The sequence below is a fragment of the Cellulomonas hominis genome (assembly GCF_901521055.1).
GTDB lineage: Bacteria > Actinomycetota > Actinomycetes > Actinomycetales > Cellulomonadaceae > Cellulomonas > Cellulomonas endometrii.
Map to the genome: position 1 here is coordinate 130,509 of NZ_CABEGA010000029.1, position 14,041 is coordinate 144,549.

The 14,041-nt window shown below is 76.9% G+C and carries 11 protein-coding genes; 8 read left to right on the forward strand and 3 right to left on the reverse strand.

The features are described 5' to 3' along the window. Positions 1-65: 65 nt before the first annotated feature. The 3 genes from KJP73_RS08675 (at position 66) to KJP73_RS08685 (ending at position 2,509) form a co-directional block, all read left to right on the forward strand. The gene (locus KJP73_RS08675) at positions 66-653 is read left to right on the forward strand and encodes a TetR family transcriptional regulator (RefSeq protein WP_249669227.1); all 588 of its coding nucleotides are present in this window, start codon (positions 66-68) and stop codon (positions 651-653) included. 122 nt (positions 654-775) lie between these two features. Then, complete coding sequence (locus tag KJP73_RS08680) at positions 776-1,048, forward strand: hypothetical protein (RefSeq protein WP_213282393.1); 273 nt, start codon at positions 776-778, stop codon at positions 1,046-1,048. Positions 1,049-1,126: 78 nt separating this feature from the next. Then, positions 1,127-2,509, forward strand: a complete 1,383-nt coding sequence (locus KJP73_RS08685; RefSeq protein WP_213282394.1) for a UTP--glucose-1-phosphate uridylyltransferase — start codon at positions 1,127-1,129, stop codon at positions 2,507-2,509. Between the two features lie 82 nt (positions 2,510-2,591). Here the strand turns inward: KJP73_RS08685 and KJP73_RS08690 are convergent, their stop codons facing one another. Next, the gene (locus KJP73_RS08690; RefSeq protein ID WP_213282395.1) at positions 2,592-6,254 is read right to left on the reverse strand and encodes an immunoglobulin domain-containing protein; all 3,663 of its coding nucleotides are present in this window, start codon (positions 6,252-6,254) and stop codon (positions 2,592-2,594) included. 102 nt (positions 6,255-6,356) lie between these two features. Here KJP73_RS08690 and KJP73_RS08695 point away from each other — a divergent pair, with 102 nt between their 5' ends. The 4 genes from KJP73_RS08695 to KJP73_RS08710 all read left to right on the forward strand — a co-directional run bounded on the left by KJP73_RS08695 (position 6,357) and on the right by KJP73_RS08710 (position 9,746). Beyond that, on the forward strand, positions 6,357-6,719 hold the full coding sequence (locus KJP73_RS08695; RefSeq protein ID WP_213282396.1) for a DUF6916 family protein: 363 nt from the start codon (positions 6,357-6,359) through the stop codon (positions 6,717-6,719). A 50-nt stretch (positions 6,720-6,769) separates the two neighbouring features. Continuing rightward, a complete protein-coding gene (locus KJP73_RS08700; protein ID WP_213282397.1) occupies positions 6,770-7,267 on the forward strand; it encodes a phage tail protein in 498 nt (165 codons plus the stop codon). Between the two features lie 10 nt (positions 7,268-7,277). Continuing rightward, positions 7,278-8,312, forward strand: coding sequence for a phage tail protein (locus KJP73_RS08705; RefSeq protein ID WP_213282398.1), 1,035 nt, complete (start codon positions 7,278-7,280; stop codon positions 8,310-8,312). Between the two features lie 180 nt (positions 8,313-8,492). Continuing rightward, the gene (locus KJP73_RS08710) at positions 8,493-9,746 is read left to right on the forward strand and encodes an APC family permease (RefSeq protein WP_213282399.1); all 1,254 of its coding nucleotides are present in this window, start codon (positions 8,493-8,495) and stop codon (positions 9,744-9,746) included. Between the two features lie 11 nt (positions 9,747-9,757). On the opposite strand, the gene KJP73_RS08715 is transcribed toward KJP73_RS08710, so the two are convergent. Next, entirely contained in the window at positions 9,758-10,747 is a 990-nt protein-coding gene (locus KJP73_RS08715) for a Gfo/Idh/MocA family protein (protein WP_213282400.1), read from the reverse strand. Between the two features lie 10 nt (positions 10,748-10,757). Beyond that, a complete protein-coding gene (locus KJP73_RS08720) occupies positions 10,758-13,043 on the reverse strand; it encodes an ATP-binding protein (RefSeq protein ID WP_213282401.1) in 2,286 nt (761 codons plus the stop codon). A 161-nt stretch (positions 13,044-13,204) separates the two neighbouring features. Between KJP73_RS08720 and KJP73_RS08725 the strand changes: the two genes are divergently transcribed. After that, positions 13,205-14,026 (forward strand): alpha/beta fold hydrolase, encoded by an 822-nt coding sequence (locus KJP73_RS08725; RefSeq protein ID WP_213282402.1) that lies wholly within the window; start codon positions 13,205-13,207, stop codon positions 14,024-14,026. Positions 14,027-14,041 lie beyond the last annotated feature (15 nt).

Here is a 14,041-nt window from a genome sequence, read left to right on the forward strand (position 1 = left end):
CAATAGGCCCGGTCAGGCGCGTCGACCCGACTCCGCGGTGTGATCCGCGTCCTACGATGACGGGCGTGCCCGACCCCGCCGCCCGCCGCACGGGCCGACCGCCGGCCTCGTCCCGCGCGATGCTGGAGGAGGCCGCGGGCGAGCTGTTCCTGGAGCGCGGCTACGCCGCGACCTCCGTCGCGGACATCACGCAGCGCGCGGGCGTCAGCCGCAGCACCTTCTTCAACTACTTCCCCGCCAAGTCCGACCTCCTGTGGGCCGGGTTCGACGAGCGCGTCGACCGGCTGCGCGCCGCACTGGCCGGGCGGACGTCCGGCACCGTCGGGGAGGCCGTCGCACGTGCCCTGCACGAGCTGGCCGCCGACCTGCCCGCGGAGCACGTCGCGCTCGCCTTCACCCAGGCCGACGCGATGGGCCTCGGCGACGACCTCCGGCTCGCGGCCGCGCGCCGGACCGCCGACCTGGGCGGGGTGCTCGCCGCCTACGCGGCCGCGCGGGGGGTCGAGCCGCTGCACGCGCGCGTCGCCGGGACGGCGTGGGCCGGGGCGCTGGTGGCGGCGGTCGAGGCCTGGGCGCACGCCGGCGCCGGGCGGACTCGGCTTCCGGAGCTGCTGGACCGGGCGCTGGCGCCGGTGCGGGCCGCGCTGGACTGACCACCCGCCCCGCGAACGGGCCTGTGGACGACGGCCTTGCGCCTTCCCACTGCGCCGCCCACAAGTTACCTTGTACCAGCCGGGCACCCTGCCCGCACGAAGTTCCTCCGGAGGTGACGACGATGCCCCGATCGCTCGACGAGATCCTGGCCAGGTCCGAGCAGCTCGCCGACGAGTTCGAGTCCTACGAGCCGGAGCCGGGCGACCGCGGGACCGTCTCGCCCGTCACCGCGGTGCGCCTCGCGGCCTACCGGCGCGCGGAGGCGGAGCGCGACCTCGCCGACGCGATCGCCGCCGCGCGGCAGGAGCACACGTCGTGGAAGGTCATCGGGGAGCTGGTCGGCACGTCCGGCGAAGCCGCGCGGCAGCGGTACGGCAAGCACGTCGGCGACTGACGGCGGCGGGTCGTCCGTCCGGCACGTCACAGCACCGGCGGTCGCCGCGCCTCACCCGGTGTTCCTAGGATCAGGGTCATGAGCGACTCCGGACTGCGGCAGGCCCAGGACAAGATGGCGGCGGCGGGCGTCGCCCCCACCGCCATCGACGTGTTCACCCACTACTACCGCGAGCTCGAGGCGGGGGCGACCGGCCTCATCCCCGAGGGCACCATCGACCCGCTGCTGGACCCGCCGAAGCTGGCGGACCTCGACATCGACCCCGAGGCGGCGCGCGAGGCCTTCGCGAAGACCGCCGTCATCAAGCTCAACGGCGGCCTCGGCACCTCGATGGGCATGGACAAGGCGAAGTCGCTGCTGGAGGTGCGCGACGGGAAGACGTTCCTCGACCTCATCGTCGAGCAGGTGCAGCACGCGCGCGCCGAGACCGGCGCCCGGCTCCCGCTGATCCTCATGAACTCGTTCCGCACCCAGGAGGACTCGCTCGCCGCGCTGGCGAAGCACGAGGGCCTCGCGGTCGACGGCCTGCCCCTGGACTTCCTGCAGAACCAGGAGCCGAAGCTCCTCACCTCGGACCTGACCCCGGTGTCCTGGCCGGCCGACCCGACGCTCGAGTGGTGCCCCCCGGGCCACGGGGACCTGTACACGGCGCTGCTCGCGTCCGGCGTGCTGCAGCAGCTGCTCGACGCGGGCTTCCGGTACGCCTCGGTGTCGAACTCCGACAACCTGGGCGCTGCGCCGGACCCGACGATCGCCGGCTGGTTCGCCGCGTCGGGCGCCCCGTACGCCGCGGAGCTGTGCCGCCGCACCGCCGCGGACCGCAAGGGCGGGCACCTCGCGGTCCGGAAGTCCGACGGCCGCCTCATCCTGCGCGACACCGCGCAGACCCCGGCGGACGAGATGGACTACTTCACCGACGAGCACCGGCACCCGTACTTCCACACGAACAACCTGTGGTTCGACCTGGAGCAGATCGCCGCGGCGCTGGAGGCCCGGGGCGCCGTGCTCGGCCTGCCGCTGATCCGCAACGTCAAGACGGTCGACCCGACGGACCCCTCCTCCCCCGAGGTGTTCCAGATCGAGACCGCCATGGGCGCCGCCATCGAGGTGTTCGAGGGCGCGACGGCCATCGCCGTGGGCCGGGAGCGGTTCCTGCCCGTCAAGACCACCAACGACCTGCTGCTGATCCGGTCCGACGCGTACGACCTGGCCGAGGACTCGACGCTGCGGCTGGCGGTCGAGAAGGCCCCGCTCGTGGACCTCGACACGAAGGTCTACAAGACCGTCGGGAAGTTCGAGCAGCGGTTCGCCGGCGGTGCCCCGTCGCTGCGCGGCGCGACGTCGTTCACTGTGCACGGCGACTGGACGTTCGGCGCGGGCGTCGTCGCGACGGGCACGGCGGTCGTCGAGGCCGACGGCGCACCCGGCCAGATCCCGGCGGGCACGACGATCGAGGGCTGACCCCGGCGTTCGACCACGCGAGCCCGGCCCGGCGCGCTGCTGCGTGCCGCGCCGGGCTCTCGTGCGTCCGGGGGGTCGTCGCTCAGGCGCGTCGGCGACGCACGGCCAGCACGACCACCGCGCCGCCCACCAGCAGCACCACGGCGGCCGCGGCGAGCGCACCGGCGTCGGAGCCCGTGACGCCCAGCGCGGGGCGTGCGGCGGACGGGGTGCCGGCCGCCGGACCGCCGCCGGGGGTGCCCGGTGCGGCCGAGGGCTGCCCGGGTGCGGCCGACACCCGGAACGTCACGGCGTCCGTCGAGACCGCCCCCGCGGGGTTCGTGACGGTGAGCCGCACCATCAGCCCGTCGTCCGCGGCCGTCGGCGTGTAGGTCAGGGTGTGGCGGACCTTCCCGGACGTCGGCAGCGCCGCCAGCCGCAGCGCCACCTGCCGTACGCCGTCGGTCACGACCTCCTGCGTGGCACGGGCGCCGTCCGGGACCGGACCCCACGTGCGGCCGGCGTCGCGGGAGGCCTCCCAGAGAGCCGTGCCGGCCTCGGCGTCGACGACCCAGGTCAGCGCGGCGGGCCGCCCGGCCACCGCCCGGAAGATGCCGTCGGCGGACACCCCCTCGGGCGTGGCCACCACGTCCGGGGGTGCGACGACCTCGAGCGTGGCGGCGGCGCTGGTGACGCGGACGGGCCCGGCGACGAGCGTCGCGGTGGCCACGGCACGGACACGGAGGCCGTCCTGCGAGGCGTCCGGCACGAGCGCGAGGACGGGGCCGGTCGCCCCGGGCACCGCGGTCCACGTCACGCCGTCCGGTGAGGTCTCCCAGGTGACCACGGGCGCCGGGTCGCCGGTCGCCGTGACGGTGAAGCGCGCTGTCCCGCCGGCCGGGACGGAGGCGTCCGCGGGGTCGCTGACGACCGGCGCGCGGAGCACGTCCAGCGTGGCGGCGGCGCTCGGGACGTCCGCGGCGACGGCGTTCGACGCCAGGGCGCGGTACAGGGTGCCGTCGGCCTCGGCGGTCGCCGGCACGGCGAGCGTGCCGGCGGTCGCGCCGGGCAGGTCGGTCCAGGCGGCGCCCGGTGCGCGGCTCTGCCAGCGGAGGGCCGGCGCGGGCGTCCCGGAGGCGGACGCGGTGAACGTGGCGACGCCGCCCTCGTCGACGGTGGCGTCCGCGGGCTGCACGACGAACACCGGCGTGGTGTGCACGTCGAGCCGGGCGGCCGCGGTGGTCACGGTGCCCCCGGCGCCCGACACGACGGCGCGCACGACCGTCCCGTGGTCCGCGGGGGACGCCGGCCGCTCGTAGACGCTCGCGGTCGCGCCCGGCACGTCGGCCCACGAGCCGTCACCCGCGCCGGTCTGCCACTGCACGGTCGGTGCGGGGAACCCGGCGGCCGTGATCGTGAACCGAGCGGTCCCGCCGGCGACGACGGTCACGTCCTGGGGACCGGTGACCTCGGGGCCCCAGTGCACGACGAGCGCGGCCTCGGCGGACGTCGCGCTGCCGGAGGGGCTGGTGGCCACGGCACGGAACCGAGCACCCTGGTCGGCGCGGCCCGCGATCACGGTGAGCTCGCCGGTGGTCGCGCCCGGCACGTCGGTCCACGAGGAGGACCCGGCCTCGGCCCGCTGCCACGTGAGCGCGGGCGCGGGCACCCCGGACGCCGCCGCGCGGAAGGTCGCGGTGCCGCCCTCGGCGACCGTCACGTCCGCAGGGAGCGTCGTCCACGCCGGGGCGGTGTGCAGCGTGAGGGTCGCGGGCGCGCTCGGGACCTCGCCCGTGGCACCGGTCAGCACCGCCCGCACCTGGAGGCCGTCGTCGCCGGTCCCGACGACGCGCTCGTAGCGGGTCCCCGTCGCGCCCGGCACGTCGGTCCAGGTGCCGTCACCGCCGGTCTGCCACCGGACGGACGGCAGCGGGTCGCCCGCCACGCCGACCTCGAACCGCGCCGTGGCACCCGCGAGCGCCGCGGTGTCGTCGGGCTGGTCGGTGACCTCCGGGCCCCACGTCACCGACAGCGTCGCCGCCCCGCTGGTCACCGTCCCCGCGGAGCTCGTCGCGACGACCCGGTACCGCGTGCCGGTAGCCGCGCGCTCGGCGGTGACGACGAGCGTCGGGTCCGTCGCCCCGGGGACGGTGGTCCACGCGGACGCGCCGGGCGCGGACCGCTCCCACCGGAGCGCGGGTGCCGGCGACCCGGTCGCGGTCACGGTGAACGTGGCGTCGGTGCCCTCGACCGCGGTCACGCCGGCCGGGTCCGTGACGGCAGGGGGGACGGGCTGCGTGAGCGTCGTCGTCCCCGTCACGGCGTCCACGGTCGCGCGCACCGTGAGGGCGGCAGCCGGGCCGCGGGTGAACCGCGCCGAGGCGGTCGCGTCGCCGCCGAGCACCGCGTCCTGCTGGACGGCGCCCGCGTCGGCGACCGGGTCGAACGCCCACGCGACCGCGCGGCCCGCGAGCGCCGGCAGCAGCGCCGCGGGCGCCGGCGTGCCGTCCGCGAGCACGACGCCCACAGTCGCGACGACCTCGTCGCCCGCGACCGGCCGCTCCACGTCGGCGGTCACCGCGAGGGTCGCACGCGGCTCGATGCCGGTGACGCCCACGGCCCCGCACCCTGCGGCGTCCGTGCCGGCGGGGCAGCCCCACCAGCTGGTCGCCGCCTGGACGGGCCCGACCACGGACGCCGCGCGGGAGGTCCCGGTGACGGTGTCGGTGTTGCCGACCAGGACGGAGGCCGCCACGGTGCCGCCGCCCAGCCAGAGAGCCCCGCCGTCGCCCGGCCCGCCCGACCCGGAGACCCGGTTGCCCTCGACCCGCGTCCCCTGCACCGACGCCGTCCCGGTGGCGAGCACCGCGCCGCCGCGGGCCGCGGCCACCGCACCGGACGTGACCAGGTTGCCGGTGAGCGTCGAGCCCTGGACGGTCAGGAGCGCACCGTCGACGAACAGCGCCCCGCCGCCGAGCACGCCGGACGCGGACCCGCCCGTCACGGTGTTGCCGTCGAACGTCGAGCCGGTGACCAGGACGCGGTCGGGCGCGCCGACGCCGAGCATGGCGACCGCACCGCCGGGCGCACCGTCGGCGGTGTTGCCCGAGAAGGTGCAGCGGTCGATCGTCAGGGTCCCGCCGGACATCTGCACGGCGCCACCGGCCGCGGCGGCGTCCCCCGCGCCGACGGCGTTCGCGTTGTCGCGCACGACGCAGTCGCGCAGCGTGAGCGCGTCCGGACGGTCGGGGTCGCCGGTGCCCGCGAGCACCGCGCCGCCCCCGGGGGTGACCGCGGCGTCGGCGGCGCTCGGCACGCCACCCCGGAGCTCCACACCCTCGAGCGTCACGTCGACGCCGCCGACCAGCCGCGGGTCGAGATCGAGGATCCGGCGGCCCGCTCCGTCGACGGTCCACGAACCGGTGGAGGTCACCCTCAGCGTGGCGGGACCGGCCGGCGCGTACGTCAGCGGACCGGCGGCGAGCGTCACCGTCGTCCCCGCCGGCACCGACACGACCGCGCTCGGCTCCGCCGCGGCGAGGCAGAGCGCCTCGCGCAGCGTGGTCCCCGCGGCACCGTCGGAGCAGCCCGTCGCGAGCGCCGCGTCGGAGCCGGTCGTGACCGCGACGGCCACGGGGTCCGCAGCGGCCGCCGCCGTCGCCGCGAACGGGGCCCCGGCCGACGCCACCGTCCCGGCGGACGCCACGACGGCGGCCAGCGCCAGCGTCGCGAGGGCGCGCCGCAGCGCGGGTCGAGGGGGGAGCACGCAGGAAGACTAGGTGTTTCACCCGGTCAGCGGGCACGCCGTCTGGGTGAATTCTCGTAGGCTCACCCCCGCTCACCATCCCCGCAAGGTCCTGGAGTCCCCGTGCCCACGCGCCGCACCGTGCTAGTGGCGGGTGCCACCGTCGCCGTCGCGGCGGCCACCGGCGGCGTGGCCCTCGGGGTGCGGCGTCCCCGGCTCGCGCTGACCGTCGCGGCGCTGCGACCGCTCGTCGGCTCCCGGTTCGACGTCGATGGCGTGCCGTTCACCCTCAGCGACCTCACCGGGCTGAGCGACGCGACGCCGCGCGACGACGCGTTCCGCCTCGTGCTGACCGCGGACCGTCCCGTCGAGCTCCCGGGCGGCACCCGCACGTTCACGCACGCGAGCGGGGACCTGCTCCTGTCCACCGAGCCCGTCGGCCCCGAGGGGACGACCCTCGAGGCCGTCGTGCACCGCGCGGCCTGACGCGACGCCCGCCGCCGACCGCACCGACAGCCCGACCCGGAGGCAGATGCATGGAGCCCTACATCGGTGAGATCCGCATGTTCGCCGGGAGCTTCGCCCCCGCCGGGTGGGCGCTGTGCGACGGCCAGGTGCTGCAGATCAGCGACAACGAGACGCTGTTCTCGCTCCTCGGCACGCGGTACGGCGGCGACGGCTCGACCACGTTCGCCCTCCCCGACCTGCGCGGCCGGTTCGCCGTGCACGCGTCCGACGCCGCGTCCCGTGGGGGCGTCGGCGGCTCCGCGTCGGTGACGCTGACCACGGACCACCTGCCGCCGCACACCCACACCGTGCTCGCGTCCGCGGCCGCCGCGACGTCCGGCGACCCCCGCTCGGGCGTGTGGGCGGCCTCCACCGCGCCGGCGTTCTCCCCGGACGCCCCGGCCCGGGACATGGCCGCCGACGTCGTCGCGCCGGCGGGTGGCGGCGCCCCGGTCGGCACGCTGCCCCCGCACACCGGCCTGACGTTCATCATCGCGCTCGCCGGCATCTTCCCTCCGCAGCCCTGAGGACGCTCCCGTGGACCCCTTCATCGCCGAGATCCGGCTCTTCCCCTACGGCCACGTCCCGCGAGGGTGGGCGGCGTGCGACGGGACCGTGCTGCAGGTGACCCAGTGGCCGGCGCTGTTCTCGCTGCTCGGCACCACGTACGGCGGCGACGGCCGGACCACGTTCGCCCTGCCCGACCTGCGGGGCGCCGTACCCGTGCACCCGGGCACGGAGGTCCAGCACGGCCAGCGCGGCGGCTCGACCACGCACACCCTCACGGCCGGCGAGATGCCGCGGCACTCGCACCCGCTGTCGGCCGACGCGGGCGCGGCCGACACCGCGGACCCCGCCGGTGCACGCTGGGCGGCCACCGAGCGGCCGCACTACGGCACCGCCGCGCAGGTGGCCATGCACCCCTCCGCGCTGGGCCCGGCCGGTGGCGGCCAGCCCTTCAGCACCATGCCGCCGCACCTCAGGCTCTGCTACGCCATCGCGCTCCAGGGCGTCTTCCCCTCGCGGGACACCGACCAGGCGCTCGACTCGTTCCTCGGGGAGGTCCGGCTGTTCGCGGGCACGTTCACCCCCGCCGGGTGGGCGCGGTGCGACGGCCAGATCCTCGCCATCCAGCAGCAGACGGCCCTGTACGCGCTGCTCGGCGTCCAGCACGGCGGCGACGGCACGAGCACCTTCGCCCTGCCGGACCTGCGGGACCGCACACCGGTGCACCAGGGGACGCGGCCCGGCGGCAGCACGCTCGCGGTCGGCGAGCGGGCCGGGTCGGCCACCGTCCAGCTCACCGCGCAGCACCTGCCGCCGCACACCCACCCGGCCCGCGCGGCGGGCGGGGCGCGGGGCACGACCGGCAACCCCTCGGGCGCCACGTGGGCCGTCGCCCAGCAGGGCCGGGCACGCGAGGAGCTGTACACGACCCAGCACACCGACCCGGTGGCGCTGGGCGCCGTCGTCGGCGACGCCGGTGGTGGCCAGCCGTTCTCCGTGCGGCCGCCCTACACCGGGATCTCGATGATCCTGTCCCTCACGGGCGACTACCCGATGCGCGACTGAGCCGCGGCTGCCCTGCCCCTCACGGCCACCGAGTGGAGCGTCCGGCCCGACTCGCCGGTGCGTGTCCGGCCGGACGCTCCACCCGACCCCGTCCCGGGCCTCGCGTCGACCCTCGCGTCACCTCCCGGACACCCGGGTCCGGCACACTGACGCCGGGGTCGACGCGGGAGGGGACGCACGGTGACGGACGCAGGGCTGGTGCGGCGCCTCGGGACGGGCGACGCGGTGCTGATCGGCCTCGGCTCGATGGTCGGCGCCGGGGTGTTCGCCGCGTTCGCGCCCGCGGCGCAGGCGGCGGGGTCGGCGCTGCTGGTCGGGCTCGTGATCGCCGCCGCCGTCGCGTACGCCAACGCCACCGCGTCCGCGCAGCTCGCCGCGCAGTACCCGACGTCCGGCGGCACGTACGTGTTCGGGCGCGAGCGCCTCGGCCCGTGGTGGGGGTTCGTGGCGGGGTGGTCGTTCGTGGTCGGCAAGACGGCGAGCTGCGCGGCGATGGCGCTCACGTTCGCGGCGTACGCGGTGCCGCCCGGCTGGCAGCGGCCCGCCGCGGCCGGGGCGGTCGTGGCGCTCACCGCCGTGAACCTGCGCGGGATCACGCGCACCGCCCGGCTGACGCGGGTCGTCGTGGCCGTGGCGCTCGCCGCGCTGGTGACGGCCGTGCTCGCGGCCCTGCTGGGCGGCGACCCGTCCTGGGCCCGCGTCACGGCTCCCGGCGGCGCGGTCTGGTCCGGGGTGCTCGGGTCGGCGGGGCTGCTGTTCTTCGCGTTCGCCGGTTACGCGCGCCTGGCCACGATGGGCGAGGAGGTGCGGGACCCGGCGCGGACCATCCCGCGCGCGATCCAGGTGGCGCTCGGCCTGGCGTTGCTCGTGTACGCCGCGGTCGCCGTGGCGCTGCTGACGGTGCTGGGCCCCGACGGCGTCGCGTCGAGCGCGGCACCCGTCGCGGCGATGGCGGACGCCACCGGGTGGTCCTGGGCCGTGCCGGTGGTGCGCCTCGGCGCGGTGGCGGCGTCCCTCGGGGCGCTGCTGGCCCTCGTCGCCGGCGTCAGCCGGACCGCGCTCGCGATGGCGCGCACGGGCGACCTCCCGACGGCGCTCGCCGCCGTGCACCCGCGGTACCGGGTGCCGCACCGGGCGGAGCTCGCGCTGGGCGCGGTGGTCGTGGTCCTCGTGCTGACCGTCGACCTGCGCGGCGCCATCGGCTTCTCGTCGTTCGGCGTCCTGGTCTACTACCTGGTCGCGAACCTCGCCGCCCTCACGCAGGACCGCGCCCACCGGCGGTTCCCGCGCGCGTTGCAGGTGCTCGGCGTGGCCGGTTGCGCGGTGCTCGCGGCGACGCTCCCCGTGGGTGCGGTCGTCGGCGGCATCGCGGTGCTGGCGGTCGGGGTCGCCGGCCGGGCCCTGCGGCTCCGGCTCCGCGACGGGCGCGGGTAGCCGCGGGTGGCTCAGCGCAGCGGCGCGGGCTGCCGCGGCGCCATCCCCGCGGCGCGGTAGGCGTCGTCCACGAGCCGCATCGCCGCCACCGCCTGCGTGGTCCCGGACACGGGGTCGCCGCCGCGCAGCACCGCGTCCGCGAACGACCGCAGCATCCAGACGTACGAGCCGGTCGGGTCCACCGGCTCCTCGCGGGTCTCCCCGTCGCGCTCGACCAGGATCCGGCCGCCGTTCTGAGGGGCGTACGGCGCCTCGACGGTGATCGTCCCGGCGGTGCCGGTGATCCGCGCCCGCACCTGGTGGTCCTCGGCCTGCACCATGCTCGCGCGGACGGTGCCGTCCACCCCGCCCGGCAGGTCCAGGTGCACCACGATCGACGCGTCGACGCCGTCCACCTCGACGGCCTCGGCGGACCGCACCGTGGGCGCACCGAGCACGTGGGTGAGGAACCGCAGGGGGTAGACGCCCAGGTCCATGAGGGCGCCGCCGCCCATCGACTCCTGCCAGCGGATGTCCGACCGGTCGGCGATCTCGACGCAGAAGTCCGCCTCGGCGCTGACCACGTCCCCGATCGCGCCCTCGGCCAGCAGCTCGCGCAGCCGGGCCCACGACGGGTGGTGCTGGGAGTGGAACGCCTCCATGACGACCAGGCCAGAGCCGGCGGCGGCGGCCGCGACGTCCTCGGCCTCGTCGGCGTTCGCGGTGAACGGCTTCTCGCACAGCACGTGCTTGCCGGCGGCGATCGCCCGCAGCATCCACACCCCGTGCAGGGCGGCGGGGGTCGGCACGTACACCGCGTCCACGTCGGGGTCGGCGAGCAGCGCGTCGTAGTCGTCCAGCACGCGGGGGATGCCGTCGCGCTCCGCCATCTCCTGGGCCCGGGACCGGTCGCGGGCCGCGATGGCCGTGACCTCGATCTCCGGGACGGATGCGGCGGGCGTGACCACCGCGTTCTGCAGGATGCGGGCAGCACCCAGGACTCCGAGACGCACCGTCGACATGCCTCGCACCCTAACCCGCGACGGATCCCGCCGGCTCACCGGCACCGCGGGCACCGCGCACCCCCTCGAGCGCGGCGATCGCCGCGGCCAGCGGCCCGTCCAGGCCGAGCTCGCGCCGGGTGGCGACAGCCACCTCGATGTCGGCGAGCGCCGCGTCGTCCTCCCCCAGCGCCGCGAGCGCCCGCCCGCGGGCCAGCCGCGCGGACGCGACGATCCGCGGCACCTCGAGCGGCGCGGCCAGCCGCAGGGCCTCGGACGCCACCGCCCGCGCCTCGGACCAGCGCCCCGCCTCGACCAGGGTCATCGCCAGGTGCACGTGCGCGTTGGCCTCGGTGTACGCGGCGACCTGCGCCCGGGGGCGGGTGCGCGGGTCGGTGACCCGGGCGATCGTCGCGCGCGCCGTGGCGACCGCGTCGTCGTAGCGGCCCAGGCGGGACTGGGCCTTCGCCAGGGAGAGCATCGCCTGCGGGGCGCCCTCGCGGTCGTCGACCTCGACCATGCGCTCCACGGCCTCGCGGGCGTCCTGCTCGGCGGCGGCGAGGTCGCCGCCCTGGGAGGAGATCCACGACCGGTAGCTGAGCGCCCAGCCCTCCTGCGCGGTGTCCCCGCACCGCCGGGCGGCCGCGAGCGCCCGGTCCGCCGCCGCCCGCGCGCGGGGCAGGTCGCCCCGGCAGATCGACTGCGCCCACGCCCGGTAGCCCTCGTGCACCGCGATCAGCCGGTCGTCGCCCAGGGCCGTCGCGGCGTCGGCGGAGCGGTCGTAGATCTCGGCCCAGCGGTCCCACGTCGCCCAGAGGTCGGAGAACCAGTGCAGCGCGTCGGCGACCTCCATGACCCGGGCGTGCTCGCCCGCGTCCGACGCCCGCCGCAGCGCCGCGAGCCAGCTCACCGACTCCCCCCGCAGCCACGTCTGCGCCGCCGCCTGGTCCCGGACGTCGACGTCCCCGGGTCCGGTCCCGCCGTCGTCGGGGTCGTCCGCGTGCTCCGGCTCGAACCGGCGGCCGGCGCGCACCGTCGTCGTCAGGAGCCAGTCGTCCGCGGCGGCCCGCACCGCGGCGTGGGTGGCGGCGTCCTCCTGGTGGTCGAGCTCCGAGCGCGCGTACAGGCGCAGCAGGTCGTGCAGCTGGTACCGGTCCCCCGGCAGGTGCTGGACGAGGCTGAGGTCGACGAGCTCGTCCAGCAGGTCCTCGGTGCGCCAGACCGTCTCCCCCACCAGCGCGGCGGCCAGCCCGGCTCCCGCCGAGGGCGCGTCGACCAGGGCCAGGCGCCGGAACAGCCGTTGCGCACCGGGGCCGAGCTGCTCGTAGGACGACGTGAACGCGGCCCGGACCCGCAGGTCACCGGCGGCCAGCGAGTCCAGGCGCCGCTCGTCCACCGACATGCGCCGCACGAGGCCACCGATGGACCAGCCCTCCCGCGCGGCGAGCCGGTTCCCGGCGATCCGCAGGGCCAGCGGCACGTCGTCGCACAGCGTCGCGAGCCGGGCGAGGTCCGCGGGGCTGCCCCGCCCCGGCAGGATCGCGTCCAGCAGCGCGACCGAGTCCGCGGGCGCGAGCCGGTCCAGCGTGGTGCGGTGCACACCGTCCAGCCCGGCGAGCACCCGCCGGCTCGTGACCAGGACGGCCGCGGGGCCCTCCGCGGGCACGAGCGGCCGGACCTGGTCCTCCGACGCGGCGTTGTCGAGCACCAGCAGCACGGGCCGGCCGACGAGGAGCGCGCGGACGTGCTCCACCGCCGCGACCGGGTCGGGCGGCACGGTCCCGGGGGCGAGCGCCTCGGCGACCCGGCGGACCGCCGCGTCCGGTGCGACCGGCTCCCGGTCGACGCCCCGCAGGTCCAGGAACAGCTGCTCGGCGAACGGCCCGCGCAGGTCGCGCGCCACCTGGGCGGCGAGCGTGGTCTTGCCGAACCCCGGCGGCCCGGTCAGGACGGCGACCGGTGCGGCCTCACCCACGCGCGCCCGGGACAGGACGCCGGACAGCGCGGCGCGCTCCGCCTCCCGGCCCGTGAAGTCCGGCACGCGCCGGGGCAGCGGCAGGGCGTGCGGGGCGGTGGTCCCCGGCCGGCGGCGGCCGTCGCGCGCGAGGCGCAGGATCGCCGCCCGGTCCTCGGGCCCCAGCCGCAGCGCGTCCGCCAGTGCCTCGACGGTCCGGTGCTGCGGGCCCCGGCTGACGCCGCGCTCGATGTCACCGATACCCCGGTCGCTGACGCCCGAGGCCGCGGCCAGCTCCTCGATCGTCAGGTCCGCGTCGGTGCGGTGCCCCCGCAGCACCTCGCCCAGCGCCTGCTCGCCCACGTGTCCCGCCCTCGCTCGCGGCAGCCCGCGCGCCGCGAGTTCTGCCGGTCTTCTTCCTGGTGACCACGCCACGCCGCGCGGTCCAATCGTCACCGGGGACGGACGTCCCGGGCAAGCGTCCCGGGGCCGGTCGGTCCGGACCCCGACCCGAAGGAGGACCCATGCCCTACATCACCACGCCCGACGGCGCCGAGATCTTCTACCAGGACTACGGCCAGGGCCGTCCCGTCGTGCTCAGCCACGGCTGGCCGCTGAGCTCCGAGGGCTGGGCGTACGAGCTCAAGGTCCTCGCCGACAACGGCTACCGCGCCATCGCGCACGACCGCCGCGGCCACGGCCGCTCGTCCCGCACCAACGGCGGGAACGACATGGACACCTACGCCCGCGACCTCGCGGCGCTGGTCGAGCAGCTCGACCTCACGGACCTCACGGTCGTCGGGCACTCCACCGGTGGCGGCGAGGTCGTCCGCTACGCCGCGCAGCACGGCAAGGGCCGCGTGTCGAAGGTCGTCACCGCCGGCGCCGTCCCGCCGATCATGGTGAAGTCCGAGTCGAACCCCGAGGGCACGCCCATCGAGGTGTTCGACGGCATCCGCGAGGGCGTCCTGAAGGACCGCTCGCAGTTCTACCAGGACCTCTCGGAGAGCTTCTACGGCGCGAACCGCGAGGGCTCCACGATCAGCCAGGGCCTGCGGGACGACTTCTGGCGGATGGGCATGCAGGCCGAGCTCCAGGCCGCCTACGACTGCGTCAAGCAGTTCTCCGAGACGGACTTCACCGAGGACCTCAAGGCGCTCGACGTGCCGATCCTCATCGCGCACGGCGACGACGACCAGATCGTCCCGATCGCCGCGGCGGCCGAGAAGACGATCGACCTGGTCAAGCTCGGCACCCTGAAGGTCTACCCGGGCGCCCCGCACGGCATCTCCGGCGCCTACCAGGAGGCCCTCATCAAGGACATCCTGGCGTTCATCGCCGACTGACTCGCACCCCCGGCC